This is a genomic window from Oceanobacter antarcticus (assembly GCF_044962685.1).
GTDB classification, from domain to species: Bacteria; Pseudomonadota; Gammaproteobacteria; order Pseudomonadales; family Oceanobacteraceae; genus Oceanobacter; species Oceanobacter antarcticus.
In genome coordinates this window covers 1-14,124 of record NZ_JBBKTX010000024.1, presented here as the reverse complement: position 1 = coordinate 14,124, position 14,124 = coordinate 1, and the positions used below count along the sequence as shown (strand labels likewise).

At 51.8% G+C, this 14,124-nt stretch carries 11 protein-coding genes and 1 pseudogene; 9 read left to right on the top strand and 3 right to left on the bottom strand.

The window, feature by feature from the left end:
- Positions 1-52: 52 nt before the first annotated feature.
- Both WG929_RS16925 and gltA read right to left on the bottom strand, forming a co-directional pair.
- The gene (locus tag WG929_RS16925; protein WP_416207037.1) at positions 53-934 is read right to left on the bottom strand and encodes an NAD(P)-dependent oxidoreductase; all 882 of its coding nucleotides are present in this window, start codon (positions 932-934) and stop codon (positions 53-55) included.
- Positions 935-1,081: 147 nt separating this feature from the next.
- Positions 1,082-2,359, bottom strand: coding sequence for a citrate synthase (gene gltA, locus WG929_RS16920; protein ID WP_416207036.1), 1,278 nt, complete (start codon positions 2,357-2,359; stop codon positions 1,082-1,084).
- A 360-nt stretch (positions 2,360-2,719) separates the two neighbouring features.
- Here gltA and sdhC point away from each other — a divergent pair, with 360 nt between their 5' ends.
- From sdhC to sucD, 9 genes are all read left to right on the top strand, one after another.
- A complete protein-coding gene (gene sdhC / locus WG929_RS16915) occupies positions 2,720-3,094 on the top strand; it encodes a succinate dehydrogenase, cytochrome b556 subunit (RefSeq protein WP_416207035.1) in 375 nt (124 codons plus the stop codon).
- Complete coding sequence (gene sdhD, locus WG929_RS16910; protein ID WP_369857732.1) at positions 3,088-3,435, top strand: succinate dehydrogenase, hydrophobic membrane anchor protein; 348 nt, start codon at positions 3,088-3,090, stop codon at positions 3,433-3,435. The genes sdhC and sdhD overlap by 7 nt, the downstream gene beginning before the upstream one ends.
- A 3-nt stretch (positions 3,436-3,438) precedes the next feature.
- Positions 3,439-5,211, top strand: a complete 1,773-nt coding sequence (sdhA, locus tag WG929_RS16905; protein ID WP_416207034.1) for a succinate dehydrogenase flavoprotein subunit — start codon at positions 3,439-3,441, stop codon at positions 5,209-5,211.
- Between the two features lie 13 nt (positions 5,212-5,224).
- A complete protein-coding gene (locus WG929_RS16900; RefSeq protein ID WP_369857734.1) occupies positions 5,225-5,935 on the top strand; it encodes a succinate dehydrogenase iron-sulfur subunit in 711 nt (236 codons plus the stop codon).
- 280 nt (positions 5,936-6,215) lie between these two features.
- Positions 6,216-9,053: a 2-oxoglutarate dehydrogenase E1 component gene (locus tag WG929_RS16895; protein WP_416207033.1), complete on the top strand. Its 2,838-nt coding sequence runs from the start codon at positions 6,216-6,218 to the stop codon at positions 9,051-9,053.
- A gap of 26 nt (positions 9,054-9,079) precedes the next feature.
- The gene (gene odhB, locus WG929_RS16890) at positions 9,080-10,276 is read left to right on the top strand and encodes a 2-oxoglutarate dehydrogenase complex dihydrolipoyllysine-residue succinyltransferase (RefSeq protein WP_416207032.1); all 1,197 of its coding nucleotides are present in this window, start codon (positions 9,080-9,082) and stop codon (positions 10,274-10,276) included.
- A gap of 21 nt (positions 10,277-10,297) precedes the next feature.
- Positions 10,298-11,737 carry a dihydrolipoyl dehydrogenase gene (gene lpdA, locus WG929_RS16885; protein ID WP_416207031.1) on the top strand — a complete coding sequence of 480 codons (1,440 nt, stop codon included), beginning with the start codon at positions 10,298-10,300 and terminating at the stop codon, positions 11,735-11,737.
- Positions 11,738-11,882: 145 nt separating this feature from the next.
- Positions 11,883-13,049, top strand: a complete 1,167-nt coding sequence (gene sucC, locus WG929_RS16880; protein ID WP_416207030.1) for an ADP-forming succinate--CoA ligase subunit beta — start codon at positions 11,883-11,885, stop codon at positions 13,047-13,049.
- 9 nt (positions 13,050-13,058) lie between these two features.
- A complete protein-coding gene (gene sucD / locus WG929_RS16875) occupies positions 13,059-13,931 on the top strand; it encodes a succinate--CoA ligase subunit alpha (RefSeq protein WP_369857739.1) in 873 nt (290 codons plus the stop codon).
- 47 nt (positions 13,932-13,978) lie between these two features.
- Here sucD and WG929_RS16870 read toward each other — a convergent pair.
- Positions 13,979-14,124 (bottom strand): annotated as a pseudogene (locus WG929_RS16870) (IS4 family transposase); the annotation flags it as partial.

Here is a 14,124-nt window from a genome sequence, read left to right as displayed (position 1 = left end):
CCGGTGGTCGACAATGACGGTGGTGTCAGGGCAAGTCACCTTGGGCAGCGCCTTATTTTTGTTGCTGCAGGCGCTTGAGTAGTACGGATGTATCACTGCGACCTTCGCCCATCAATTGCAGCTCGGCATAAAACTGGTCGACCAGTTCTGTGACTGGCAGGGCGACACCACTGCGCTTGGCCTGATCCAGGCAAATACCAAGATCCTTACGCATCCAGTCGATAGCAAAGCCATGGTCGTAGTCATTATCGAGCATGGTTTGGTAGCGATTGTTCATTTGCCAGCTACCTGCTGCACCTTGGGAAATAACCTGAATTACCTTCTCAATATTGAGGTTATTGTGTTGGGCAAAATGAATGGCTTCTGCCAATCCCTGAAGTAATCCGGCGATGCAGATCTGGTTGACCATTTTGGTCTTTTGGCCGAAGCCAGCAGTACCCAGCCGAGCAATGGCGCGGGTGTAGGGGGCTGTGGTGGTGATTACCTTGTCCAGCAGCTGTTCATCACAGCCCACCATGATACTGAGTTGGCCATTGATGGCTCCTTGCTGCCCTCCGGAAACCGGAGCATCGACAAAGTGGCAGCCCATCTGCTGGGCGGTGACACTCATTCGCTCTGCAAGAACAGAAGAGGTGGTTGTGTGGTCAATAATAATGTGTCCAATTTGTCCACTTTGTCTTATTCCATCAAGAATCCCGTCATGACCTGTCATCAGTGTCTCAACGTCGCTGTCGCGGCCTGCGCACAGCAAGATAACCTCGGCTCCTTTAGCTGCAGCTGCCGGGGTCATTGCTTTTTTACCACTATATTGTTGTAACCATTGGTCGGCTTTGCTCTCCGTGCGGTTATATACGGTAACGTTAAATCCGGCATTGGACAGATGGCCGGCCATTGGAAAACCCATTGTTCCAAGACCTATAAATGCAATATTCATAATTAGATATCCTGATTAATCCAGAAGAAACGTTTATTGATGGGTAGGGTTGTATTTGATGGTAGCGGAGTTGATAACGACATTAATGCTGCGGTTGCATAAAAAAAGCCGCTTTAATAAGCGGCCTTTTTTATGATTTTATCGGACTCAGGCCGGATAATCCCGACGTTTGTGGCCGGTATACAACTGACGTGGACGACCAATGCGGTAATCGCTGCTGATCATTTCGTTCCAGTGGGCAATCCAGCCAGGGGTGCGGCCGGTGGCGAAGATAACGGTGAACAGCTCCGTCGGGATGCCAATTGCCTTGAGGATGATGCCGGAATAGAAGTCGACGTTTGGATACAGACCGCGCTTGATGAAGTACTCGTCTTCTGTAGCGATTTTTTCCAGTTTCATGGCGATCTTCAGCATAGGATCGTCTTCCATGCCCAGTTCAGCCAGAACTTCGTCGCAGGTCTGCTTCATCACCTTGGCGCGTGGGTCGAAGTTCTTGTAAACGCGGTGGCCGAAGCCCATCAGGCGGAACGGATCGTCCTTGTCCTTGGCACGTTCAACAAACTTGTCGATGTTGGATTCGTCACCAATTTCAGCCAGCATGCGTAATACCGCTTCGTTGGCGCCACCGTGGGCAGGCCCCCACAGGGCTGCGATGCCTGCTGCAATACAGGCAAACGGGTTGGCACCGGTAGATCCTGCCAGGCGTACAGTCGAGGTAGAGGCGTTCTGCTCGTGGTCGGCATGCAGCAGGAAGATACGATCCATGGCCTTGGACAGGATCGGGCTGACTTCACGGTCTTCACAAGGTGTATTAAACATCATATGAAGGAAGTTTTCGGAATAGCCCAGGTCATTACGCGGGTACATAAATGGCTGGCCAATGGAGTATTTGTAAACCATGGCTGCCAATGTGGGCATTTTAGCGATCAGTCGATGGGCAGAAATGACGCGGTGATTGTCGTCATGAATGTCGAGCGAATCGTGATAAAAAGCGGACAGGGCACCAACAACGCCACACATAATGGCCATCGGATGCGCGTCACGACGGAAGCCGTTAAAAAAGTGGCTCAATTGCTCATGAACCATGGTGTGGTTCTTGATTGTACTGACAAAGGTTTCCTTTTCTGCAGCAGATGGCAGCTCGCCGTGCAATAACAAATAGCAGGTTTCCAGATAGTCGGACTTTTCTGCCAGTTGTTCAATCGGATAGCCACGATGCAGTAAAACACCAGCATCACCATCGATATAGGTGATTTGGGATTCAGTGGCTGCGGTAGAAACGAAGCCGGGGTCGTAAGTAAACAGGCCTTTGCCAGTCAGGCTACGAACATCAACAACATCCGGCCCAAGGGTTCCTTCATATACAGGTAATTCCAGGGATTCTTTAATGCCATCGACCGTTAGTATTGCTTTTTTGTCAGCCATGGATAGGCCTCCTGCTGTTCAAATTAAGCCCAGTAATTAAGGCGTTACCTCTAATTAAGGGGGTTCACTATAGGTTGTGAACTCGTTTTGTCAATTACCATGGGGTCGAGCATATCTTTCTATTCAAGCGGAGTATATTGCACCGCTCAGATGCATTGTGTCTGTACGTCGTGTAAACACTACATACCATAGTAGTAAACTCGCGGCGCTAAGTGTTTGTAAAAGAGAAGGTGCATGACTATAATTTGTCGCGGCCTTAAAACTTGTGCAAAACTTGTACAAGCTGAGGGGTCGTCTTCTTGAGCCCGCGCTCGCTTCCCGTTTTGCGGGCAGTGAGCCCATAAGAGAGTGTAAAGAGCCGTGAATAGCAATAGACCTACAAACTTGGATATTTCTACTATTGAGCTCCCTCTTCCCGCCAAAGCATCCATTATCCATCGTGTATCCGGTTTCATTCTGTTCTTCGCCGTCGCTTTTATGCTGACGGCGCTGGCGGAATCGCTGGAATCTGCGGAAAGCTTCGCCAATCTGACGAATGCATTTGATAACGGGATAGTCAAGTTCATCGCCTGGGGCATTTTGTCTGCATTGGGTTACCACTTTGTGGCGGGTGTAAAGCATCTGTTGATGGACATGGGAATTGGTGAAACCAAAGAAGGCGGACACACCGGTGCCATTATTACTCTGGTGCTAGGCGCGATCGTAATTCTTCTGGCAGGAGTTTGGGTATGGTAGCAAGTGTTACAAATCTTGGCCGTAGTGGCCTTTATGACTGGGTAGTACAGCGTCTTAGTGCTGTTGTGCTGGCCCTCTATACACTGTTTCTTGTGGGCTTTCTGGTGGCTTCACCAGATTTGCAGTTCGCTCAGTGGCAGGGATTGTTTGCTCATACCTGGATGAAAGTGTTCAGTATGGCCGCCCTGGTTTCGATTTGTGCCCATGCCTGGGTTGGCATGTGGACCATCTCGACCGATTACCTCAAAAATGCTGGCGTACGTACTTTGTTCCAACTGGTGTGCGTCGGGTTTTTGTTTGTTTACCTCGTTTGGGGTATCGATATCCTCTGGAGCGTGTAAGTTATGTCATCAATCAGAACTCTTTCGTTTGATGCCATCGTGATCGGTGGTGGTGGTGCTGGCATGCGTGCCGCACTGCAGCTGACCGAGGCGGGTATCAAGACCGCGTGTGTGACCAAGGTTTTTCCAACTCGTTCTCACACGGTATCAGCACAAGGTGGTATCACCTGTGCGATCGCTTCCGATGATCCCAACGACGACTGGCGTTGGCACATGTACGATACCGTCAAAGGCTCCGATTACATCGGTGACCAGGACGCTATCGAGTACATGTGTTCTGTCGGCCCTCAGGCCGTATTCGAACTGGAGCATATGGGATTACCTTTCTCCCGTACGGCAGAAGGTCGAATCTATCAGCGTCCGTTCGGTGGGCAGTCCAAGGATTTTGGTAAGGGCGGCCAGGCTGCTCGTACCTGTGCTGCAGCGGACCGCACCGGTCATGCTTTACTGCATGCTCTGTATCAGGGCAATCTGAAAGGCGGCACGACCTTCCTGAATGAATGGTATGCCGTGGATCTGGTGAAAAATTCCAAGGGCCAGGTCGCCGGTGTGATCGCTATTGATATCGAATCCGGTGAAAATGTCTATGTCAAGGCCAAGGCAACGGTTCTGGCAACTGGCGGTGCGGGTCGTATCTATCAGTCCACCACCAATGCCCTGATCAACACGGGCGATGGCGTTGGCATGGCTATCCGTGCCGGCGTGCCAATGCAAGACATGGAAATGTGGCAGTTCCACCCCACCGGCATTGCTGGCGCGGGTGTGCTGGTTACAGAAGGTTGTCGCGGTGAAGGTGGCTACCTGATCAACAAGGATGGCGAACGTTTCATGGAGCGCTATGCTCCAAACGCCAAGGATCTTGCCGGTCGTGACGTTGTGGCACGTTCCATGGTATTGGAAATTCTGGAAGGCCGTGGTTGTGGTGAAGATGGCGATCATGTGTTCCTGAAGCTGGATCATCTGGGTGAAGAGACCCTGAATGCCAAGCTGCCAGGTATTCTGGAATTATCTCGCACGTTCGCACACGCTGACCCGGTGAAAGAACCGATCCCGGTGGTTCCTACCTGTCACTATATGATGGGGGGTATTCCTACCAATATCGGTGGTCAGGCACTGACTCTGGACGAGAGCGGCAATGATGTTGTTGTTGAGGGTTTGTACGCCGCCGGTGAGATAGCTTGCGTTTCTGTACACGGTGCCAACCGTCTGGGTGGTAACTCGCTGCTGGATCTGGTGGTGTTTGGCCGTGCCGTTGGCTTGCAGGTTGAACAAAGCTTCCGTGACGGATTTGAGTCTGCAGAAGCTTCCGAAGCCGATGTTGAAGCTGCCATGGCGCGTCTGAACCGACTGAATAACTCCAGCGGTGGGGAGAGTGTTGCCGACGTTCGTGCGGATCTGCAAAAAACCATGCAACTGTACTTTGGCGTATTCCGCGAAGGTCCAAGCATGGAAAAAGGTCTGGCGATGCTGGATGAACTCGGTGTGCGTCTTAAAAACACCGTTCTGGATGATAAGAGCGGTGCGTTTAACACGGCCCGTATCGAGGCTCTGGAGCTGGATAACCTGTTCGAAACTGCCTATGCAACAGCGGTTGCGGCGATTGAACGTAAGGAATCCCGTGGTGCACATGCCCGTAACGACTTCACTGAGCGTGATGACGAAAACTGGTTGTGTCACTCTGTATACTTCCCGCAAACCAAGACCATTGGCAAGCGCGCAGTGAACTTCGCTCCCAAGACTATGGAAGCGTTCCCACCGAAAATCCGTACCTATTAATGGGAGGTATGCAATGCTGGTAAGTATCTATCGCTACAACCCAGAAAAGGATTCTGCGCCCTACATGCAGGATTACGACATTACTGTCCCTGGTGGCAAGGATGTCATGGTTCTGGACGTTCTGGCTCTGGTGAAAGAGCAGGACTCGAGCATGGCTTATCGCCGCTCTTGTCGCGAAGGTGTTTGTGGCTCTGATGGCATGAACATTAACGGCAAGAATGGTCTGGCCTGTATTACGCCGATTTCTGAAGCGACCAAAGGCAAGATGGATAAGTTGGTATTACGCCCACTGCCCGGTATGCCGGTCATTCGTGATCTTGTTATTGATATGACAATGTTCTACACCCAGTATGAGCGCATCAAGCCGTTCTTGCTGAACAACAAGCCTGCGCCTGCAATCGAGCGGCTGCAGTCTCCGGAAGAGCGCGAGAAGCTGGATGGTTTGTACGAGTGTATTTTGTGTGCCTGCTGTTCAACGGCTTGTCCGTCGTTCTGGTGGAATCCTGATAAATTCGTTGGCCCGTCTGGTCTGTTGCAGGCATACCGCTTTTTGGCGGATAGCCGTGATACCGCAACAACAGAGCGTCTGAATGATCTTTCTGATCCATTCAGTGTGTTCCGTTGTCGCGGTATTATGAATTGTGTCAACGTATGTCCAAAAGGTCTTAACCCGACCCGCGCAATTGGTCATATTCGCAACATGCTGTTGAGCCAGCAGGTTTAAACGGCAACTGGCCGGCATTCCGTAATCTGTGGAATGCCGGTTAGACGTAAGTGGGCTGGACACACAGCCCGTTTTCGTGAAAAATTTTTGAAAATCACGCCCACAAAGCGCGGTTTTACGAAACTAATAATGTAATTGAGGGACCAGGGTATTCCTGCTTCACCTCAGAGGCCTTGCGACATATCAGTCGGCCCTCTAACTCGCCTGGCAGTGCTAGAGTTGGTGCAAAATACTCTGTTGGTGATCGTCCTCAATGTTTACAGGAACAGGGTGATCGTACATGCACGAGCAAACAATGGAGCAGCTATGGAGCACCTCCCAGTTAGCGGGTGGTAACGTTGCTTACATAGAAGAGCTCTATGAAGCCTATCTTAAGGATCCTGGTGAGGTACCTGAAGAGTGGCGTAATTATTTTGATCAACTCCCAAGAGCCGACGAAAGCGTCACCGTCGACACACCCCACAAACCGGTTCGTGAGCAGTTTTTGCTCATTTCGAAAAATCAGCATCGCAACCGCCCGGTATCACAGGGCAGTGTCAGTACCGAGCACGAGCGCAAGCAGGTTCAGGTGCTGCAGCTGATTAACGCCTACCGTGGACGTGGCCATCAGCATGCTGCTCTGGATCCCCTGGGCCTGATGGAGCGTCAGAGCGTTCCTGACCTGGACTTACACTTCCATGGCTTGTCGAAGGCTGATCTGGATACCCGCTTCCAGTCTGGTTCCCTGTTTATTGGCCAGGACGAAGCAACGCTGAAAGAAATTGTTGATGCGCTTGAGGCTACTTATTGTGGCACCGTCGGTTCCGAATTCATGCACATCGTCAATACCGCAGAGCAACGCTGGTTTCAGCAACGTCTGGAAAGCGCACGCTCGCATCCCAAATACAGTAAAGAAGTCAAACTGCATTTGCTGGAGCGACTGACTGCGGCTGAAGGTCTGGAAAAATATCTGGGTTCTCGTTATCCCGGTGTTAAACGTTTTGGTCTTGAAGGTGGAGAGTCACTGATTCCCTTGATGGATGAACTGATTCAGCGCTTTGGCTCTTATGGTGCCAAGGAAATTGTTATCGGCATGGCGCACCGTGGTCGTCTGAATACCCTGATCAACACCTTGGGTAAAAAGACGTCCGACCTGTTCAACGAATTTGAAGGCAAGTCTGAATACCAGTCCCATGGCGACGTCAAATACCACCAGGGTTTCTCTTCCAACGTGATGACCTCTGGCGGTGAAGTACACCTGGCACTGGCGTTTAACCCATCTCACCTGGAAATTGTATCCCCAGTAGTCGAGGGATCGGTACGTGCTCGCCAGGATCGTCGTGGAGACACGGTGGGTGAACTGGTTGTTCCTATATCAATGCATGGTGATGCCGCATTTGCGGGTCAGGGTGTTGTTATGGAAACCTTCCAGTTGTCCCAGACTCGGGCCTACAAGACTGGCGGTACCATTCATATCGTCATCAACAACCAGGTGGGCTTTACGACCTCCAAGCGTGAGGATGTGCGTTCTACGGAATATTGCACCGACGTTGCCAAGGTGATTGAAGCACCGATTCTGCATGTGAATGGTGATGATCCGGAAGCGGTCTTGTTTGCCGCCCAAATTGCTGCAGATTATCGCCGGGAATTCAAGAAAGACGTGGTTATTGACCTGGTTTGTTATCGTCGCCGTGGTCATAACGAAGCGGATGAGCCTTCCGGTACCCAGCCGATCATGTACGCACAGATCAAGAAGCAGAAAACCACCCGCGAACTGTATGCGGCGAAGTTGATTGCTGATGCAGTGATTAGCGCTGAAGGTGTGAAAGATCTGGAAGAGGAATACCGCAAGGCGCTTGATGAAGGGCGCCACGTGGTCAAAAGTCTCGTCAAGGAGCCAAACAAGGAGCTGTTCGTCGACTGGACGCCATATCTGGGTCATGAGTGGACTGCCGATGCCGACACCAGCTTTGATCTCCAGGCATTGCAGGAGCTTTCCAATAAGTTGCTGGAAGTACCGGAAGGCTTTGCGGTTCAGCGTCAGGTTGGCAAGATACTGGAAGACCGTGGCCGTATGGGAGCTGGTGCATCCCCGATTAACTGGGGTTACGCTGAAACTATGGCGTATGCAACCCTGTTGAAAGAAGGTTACCCGGTTCGTATCACCGGCCAGGATGTGGGTCGAGGCACGTTCTCCCACCGTCATGCTGTGTTGCATAACCAGAAAGACGCCAGCCGTTACGTTCCTCTATGTCATGTCAGTGAGAATCAGCCAGCATTCGATCTCTATGATTCGTTGTTGTCTGAAGAAGCTGTACTGGCCTTTGAATACGGTTATTCAACTACGACCCCTGGCGGTCTGGTCGTTTGGGAAGCTCAGTTTGGTGATTTCGCCAACGGCGCTCAGGTGGTATTTGACCAGTTTATTTCCAGTGGCGAACACAAGTGGGGCCGCCTGTGTGGTCTGACCATGCTGTTGCCACATGGCTACGAAGGACAAGGCCCTGAGCACTCGTCAGCGCGGCTGGAACGTTACCTGCAATTGTGTGCCGAGCATAACGTCCAGATCTGTGTACCTTCCACGCCAGCACAGGTTTACCACATGCTGCGTCGTCAGGTAATTCGTCCGGTGCGTAAACCGCTGGTGGTGATGTCTCCGAAGAGTCTGCTGCGCCATAAACTGGCAACCAGTACGTTGGAAGAACTGGCCGAAGGTCGTTTCCAAACGGTGATCAATGAGATTGACGAGTTGGAAACACAGGCTGTACGTCGTGTGCTGCTGTGTTCAGGCAAGGTCTACTACGATTTGCTGGAACGTCGTCGTGCTGAAGAAATCAACGATATTGCGATCGTCCGTATTGAACAGCTGTATCCGTTCCCTCATGACGATCTGGAAGAAGTTCTGGCTCCGTATACCAATATGGAAGAGATCTTCTGGGTCCAGGAAGAACCTAAAAACATGGGTGCCTGGTACAACAGCCAGCATTACATGCAACGTGCCATTAATAACCTGAAGCCGGGAATGACACTGAACTACGCGGGACGTGCTGCATCTGCTTCACCAGCCGCTGGCTATATGGCGCTGCACCTTGCGCAGCTTGAACAATACATTAGTGAAGCTCTGGATCTTCAGGGCTAATCGCAGGAATCCTTAAGGAAAAAATAATGAGCATCGAAATCAAGGCACCCACTTTTCCTGAATCAGTTGCCGATGGCACGGTAGCAACCTGGCATAAACAGCCAGGCGAGGCTGTTGAGCGTGATGAGCTGCTGGTTGATATCGAGACCGATAAAGTGGTTCTGGAAGTCGTCGCTCCAGCGAATGGCACACTCAAGGAAGTCTTCAAGGGTGAAGGCGAAGTGGTACTGAGCGATGAAGTTCTGGCCATTTTTGTTGAAGGTGATGTTGCAGCAACGGCTCCTGCGGCAGCCGCGCCAGCGGAGACTGCAGCTGCAGCCGCGGCTGGTGATCTGATCATGAGCCCGGCGGCTCGCAAGATTGCAGAAGAAAACGGCGTGGCTGGTGCGGATATCAAGGCGACGGGCAAAGATGGCCGTGTCACCAAGGAAGACGTTGTTAATCACCTGAAAACCGGTACTGCCAAGCCAGCGGCAGCTGCTCCGGTTGCTGCAGCACCTGTTGCAGCACCTGTTGCGGGTGAGCGTATTGAAAAACGCGTTCCAATGACCCGTTTGCGTGCGACTATCGCCAAGCGTCTGGTTGAAGCGCAGCAAAATGCAGCCATGCTGACGACGTACAACGAAGTCAACATGAAGCCGGTGATGGAACTGCGCAAGATGTATAAAGACCAGTTCGAGAAAGTACACGGCCAGAAGCTTGGCTTTATGTCTTTCTTCGTCAAGGCGGCTACAGAAGCGCTGAAACGCTTCCCTGCTGTTAATGCGTCTCTTGATGGCAATGATATGGTTTATCACGGCTATCAGGATATCGGCGTAGCCGTATCAACAGAACGGGGCCTGGTTGTGCCGGTACTGCGTGATACTGACAGCATGGGTCTGGCAGAAATTGAGGGCACTATCGGTGACTTCGCCAAGCGTGGCCGTGACGGCAAACTGGGTATGGATGACATGCAGGGTGGCACCTTCACCATCACCAACGGTGGTGTGTTTGGTTCCCTGATGTCCACTCCGATCCTGAACCCGCCGCAAACTGCGATTATGGGTATGCACAAGATTCAGGATCGCCCGATGGCGGTTAATGGCCAGGTTGAAATCCTGCCCATGATGTATCTGGCGCTGTCTTATGACCACCGCATGATTGATGGTAAGGAAGCGGTTCAGTTCCTGGTAACCATCAAGAACCTGCTGGAAGACCCTGCACGTATGCTGCTGGACGTATAATCGACAAATTAAGGATTTGTAATGAGCAAGAAATTTGATGTAGTCGTAGTTGGTGGTGGTCCTGGCGGTTATGTGGCTGCCATTCGTTGCGCTCAGCTGGGTCTGAAGACGGCTTGTATTGACAAGTGGTTGAGCAAAGACGGTAAAGGCGTATTTGGTGGTACCTGTCTGAACGTGGGTTGTATCCCATCGAAAGCGTTGCTGGACACGTCACATAAATATGAAGAAGCCAAACACGATTTTGATCTGCATGGTATCAGCACCGGTGAAGTGTCTATCGACATCGCCACCATGCTGGCGCGCAAGGATCAGATCGTTAAAAACCTGACCATGGGTGTTGCCGGATTGTTCAAGGCCAATGGTGTGACAGGTCTGGAAGGCACGGGCAAAGTGCTGGCTGGCAAAAAAGTGGAATTCACTCCTCATAGTGGTGAAGCCGAACTGATTGAAGCCGAACATATCATCATCGCCACCGGTTCTGTTCCTGTGAACATTCCGCCAACGCCATTGACCGACGATATTATTGTTGATTCAACCGGTGCGCTGGAATTCAAGAACGTTCCTGCGCGTCTGGGTGTGATCGGCGCTGGTGTTATTGGCCTGGAACTGGGTTCAGTATGGGGCCGTCTGGGCGCCAAGGTGACCGTTCTGGAAGCACAGGACAAGTTCTTGCACGTGGCTGACCAGGCCGTCGCCAAGGAAGCGCAGAAACTGTTCACCAAGCAGGGTATGGACATTCGTCTGGGTGCCCGTGTGACCGGTTCTGAGATAAAAGACGGTGCTGTTACCGTCACCTTCCAGGAAGGTGGCGAAGAAAAGACCGAAACTTTCGACAAGCTGATTGTTGCGGTTGGTCGCAAGCCATACACCGACGGTCTGCTGTCTGGTGACAGTGGTGTGAATCTGGATGAGCGCGGCTTTATTCACGTTGATGAAGCCTGTAAAACCGATGCTCCAGGAATCTGGGCCGTCGGTGACGTGGTGCGTGGCCCAATGCTGGCGCACAAGGCCTCTGAAGAAGGTGTTATGGTGGCCGAGCGTATCCATGGCCACAAAGCTCAGGTGAACTACGACGTGATACCTTCCGTTATCTATACCAGCCCAGAAATTGCCTGGGTTGGCAAGACGGAAGAACAGGTCAAGGCCGAAGGCGAACCGTACAACGTGGGCATGTTCCCGTTTGCTGCCAATGGTCGGGCCATGGCAGGGAATCAGACGGAAGGTTTCGTCAAAATGATCGCTCACGCTGAAACAGACCGTATTCTGGGTGCCAGCGTGATTGGCCCCAATGCCGGTGATCTGTGTCAGCAGGTGGTTGTGGCGATGGAATTCGGTTCCAGTGCTGAAGATATCGGCATGATGGTGTTTGCGCACCCAACCGTATCTGAAGCAGTTCATGAGGCTGCACTGGCTGTGAACAATGCTGCGATTCATAAAGCGAATCGTCGCCCGAAGAAGTAATTCCGATGTAAAACATTGGCCCGGTTATCCGGGCCTTTGCTTATATTGCTGAACACTCGGCACTCCGTGCGCCACACAATGGCTGTTCAGTTAACACAGGCTGTCGGGCAACCCCCGACAAAGTAAAAGAAACAGGACGAAAGCGATGAACCTTCACGAATATCAGGGTAAACAGCTTTTTGCTCAGTACGGTCTGCCAGTTTCAAAAGGTGTGGCAGCCAAAACAGCAGAAGAAGCAGCAGCTGCAGCTGACGAAATCGGTGGCGACCGTTGGGTAGTCAAAGCACAGGTCCATGCTGGTGGTCGCGGTAAGGCTGGTGGTGTGAAACTGGTTTCTTCCAAAGAAGAAATCAAAGCGTTTGCTGACCAGTGGCTGGGTAAAAACCTGGTGACTTACCAGACAGACGAAAATGGTCAGCCGGTTAGCTGCATTCTGGTTGAAACCTGTACCGATATTGCTCAGGAGCTGTATCTGGGAGCGGTTGTTGACCGTTCAACCCGCCGCATTGTTTTCATGGCATCGACCGAAGGTGGTGTGGAAATCGAGAAGGTTGCAGAAGAAACGCCAGAAAAGATCCTGAAAGCAACAATTGATCCTCTCGTTGGTGCACAGCCATACCAGGGTCGTGAGCTGGCGTTCAAATTGGGCCTGCAAGGCGACCAGATCAAGCAGTTCACCAAAATCTTCCTGGGTCTGGCGCAGCTGTTTGCTGACAAAGATCTGGCACTGCTGGAAGTGAACCCGCTGGTTATCACGTCTGAAGGCAATCTGCACTGTCTGGATGCCAAGCTGAACATCGACAGCAACGCAGTATACCGTCACAAGGATCTGCAAGAAATGCACGATCCATCCCAGGAAGATGAGCGCGAAGCGCACGCTGCCAAGTGGGAACTGAACTACGTCGCCCTGGATGGTGACATCGGTTGTATGGTTAACGGCGCTGGCCTGGCCATGGGTACCATGGACATCGTCAAACTGCACGGCGGCAACCCTGCCAACTTCCTGGACGTGGGCGGCGGTGCTACCAAGGAACGTGTTGTTGAAGCGTTCAAGATCATCTTGTCTGATGATTCCGTTAAAGCGGTATTCATCAACATCTTCGGCGGTATTGTGCGTTGTGACATGATTGCTGAAGGCGTTATCGGTGCAGTCAAGGAAGTCGGCGTGCAAGTACCTGTCGTTGTGCGTCTGCAAGGTAACAATGCAGAGCTGGGTACCAAGGTTCTGTCTGAAAGTGGCCTGAACATTATTGCTGACACCGATCTGACTGGCGCAGCACAGAAAGTTGTTGCCGCAGCAGCTGGCAAATAAGGGGTAATCATGAGCGTTTTAATCAACAAAGATACTAAAGTTATTTGTCAGGGTTTTACGGGTGCTCAAGGTACCTTTCACTCTGAACAGGCAATTGCATACGGCACCAAGATGGTCGGTGGTGTTACTCCAGGCAAGGGTGGTCAGACTCACCTGGGCCTGCCGGTATTCAACACGGTTGCTGAAGCGGTTGAAACGACGGGTGCAGAAGCCTCTGTTATCTACGTTCCAGCACCTTTTTGTAAGGATTCGATCCTGGAAGCCGCTAACGCTGGCATCAAGCTGATCGTATGTATCACCGAAGGCATTCCTACCCTGGACATGCTGGATGCCAAAGTTAAGTGTGACGAGCTGGGCGTTCGCCTGATCGGCCCTAACTGCCCAGGTGTGATTACTCCTGGAGAGTGCAAGATCGGCATCATGCCAGGTCACATCCACCTGCCAGGTAAAGTCGGCATCGTTTCTCGTTCAGGCACCCTGACGTACGAAGCGGTCAAGCAGACGACAGACTACGGTTTCGGCCAGTCTACCTGTGTTGGTATTGGTGGTGACCCAATTCCGGGTACCAACTTCATCGACGTACTGGAATTGTTCCAGAACGATCCACAAACTGAAGCCATCGTGATGATTGGTGAGATCGGTGGTACTGCTGAAGAAGAAGCCGCAGCCTACATCAAGGCTAACGTTACCAAGCCGGTAGTGTCCTACATCGCGGGTGTTACTGCTCCTGCAGGCAAGCGTATGGGTCACGCTGGTGCGATCATCTCTGGCGGTAAAGGTACTGCAGACGAGAAGTTCGCAGCGTTGCAAGACGCTGGTGTAACCACCGTTCGCAGCCTGGCTGATATCGGTAAAGCACTGAAGGAAAAGACTGGCTGGTAAGTTGTTACCTCCGGTTTCCTGAAAAACCCGCTTCGGCGTAATGCTGTTCACTTAAGTGGAGCAGCATTACGATCAACCGGATAGCGGGTTTTGCTCATCTTCACCGTTCGGGGACTTCCTGGCCTCGAACGGCGTTCCAAAAACAGTCCACCAATCCCCGATCTCAGTTCCGATAACCGCCTGCCAGCCCCTG

Excerpts from the sequence above, each read along its gene's own strand:
- odhB (WP_416207032.1), top strand. The coding sequence starts at position 9,080 with ATGAGCATCGAAATCAAGGCACCCACTTTTCCTGAATCAGTTGCCGAT.
- sdhD (WP_369857732.1), top strand. The coding sequence starts at position 3,088 with ATGGTAGCAAGTGTTACAAATCTTGGCCGTAGTGGCCTTTATGACTGG.
- sucD (WP_369857739.1), top strand. The coding sequence starts at position 13,059 with ATGAGCGTTTTAATCAACAAAGATACTAAAGTTATTTGTCAGGGTTTT.
- lpdA (WP_416207031.1), top strand. The coding sequence starts at position 10,298 with ATGAGCAAGAAATTTGATGTAGTCGTAGTTGGTGGTGGTCCTGGCGGT.
- gltA (WP_416207036.1), bottom strand. The coding sequence starts at position 2,359 with ATGGCTGACAAAAAAGCAATACTAACGGTCGATGGCATTAAAGAATCC.
- WG929_RS16895 (WP_416207033.1), top strand. The coding sequence starts at position 6,216 with ATGCACGAGCAAACAATGGAGCAGCTATGGAGCACCTCCCAGTTAGCG.
- WG929_RS16900 (WP_369857734.1), top strand. The coding sequence starts at position 5,225 with ATGCTGGTAAGTATCTATCGCTACAACCCAGAAAAGGATTCTGCGCCC.
- WG929_RS16925 (WP_416207037.1), bottom strand. The coding sequence starts at position 934 with ATGAATATTGCATTTATAGGTCTTGGAACAATGGGTTTTCCAATGGCC.
- sdhA (WP_416207034.1), top strand. The coding sequence starts at position 3,439 with ATGTCATCAATCAGAACTCTTTCGTTTGATGCCATCGTGATCGGTGGT.
- sucC (WP_416207030.1), top strand. The coding sequence starts at position 11,883 with ATGAACCTTCACGAATATCAGGGTAAACAGCTTTTTGCTCAGTACGGT.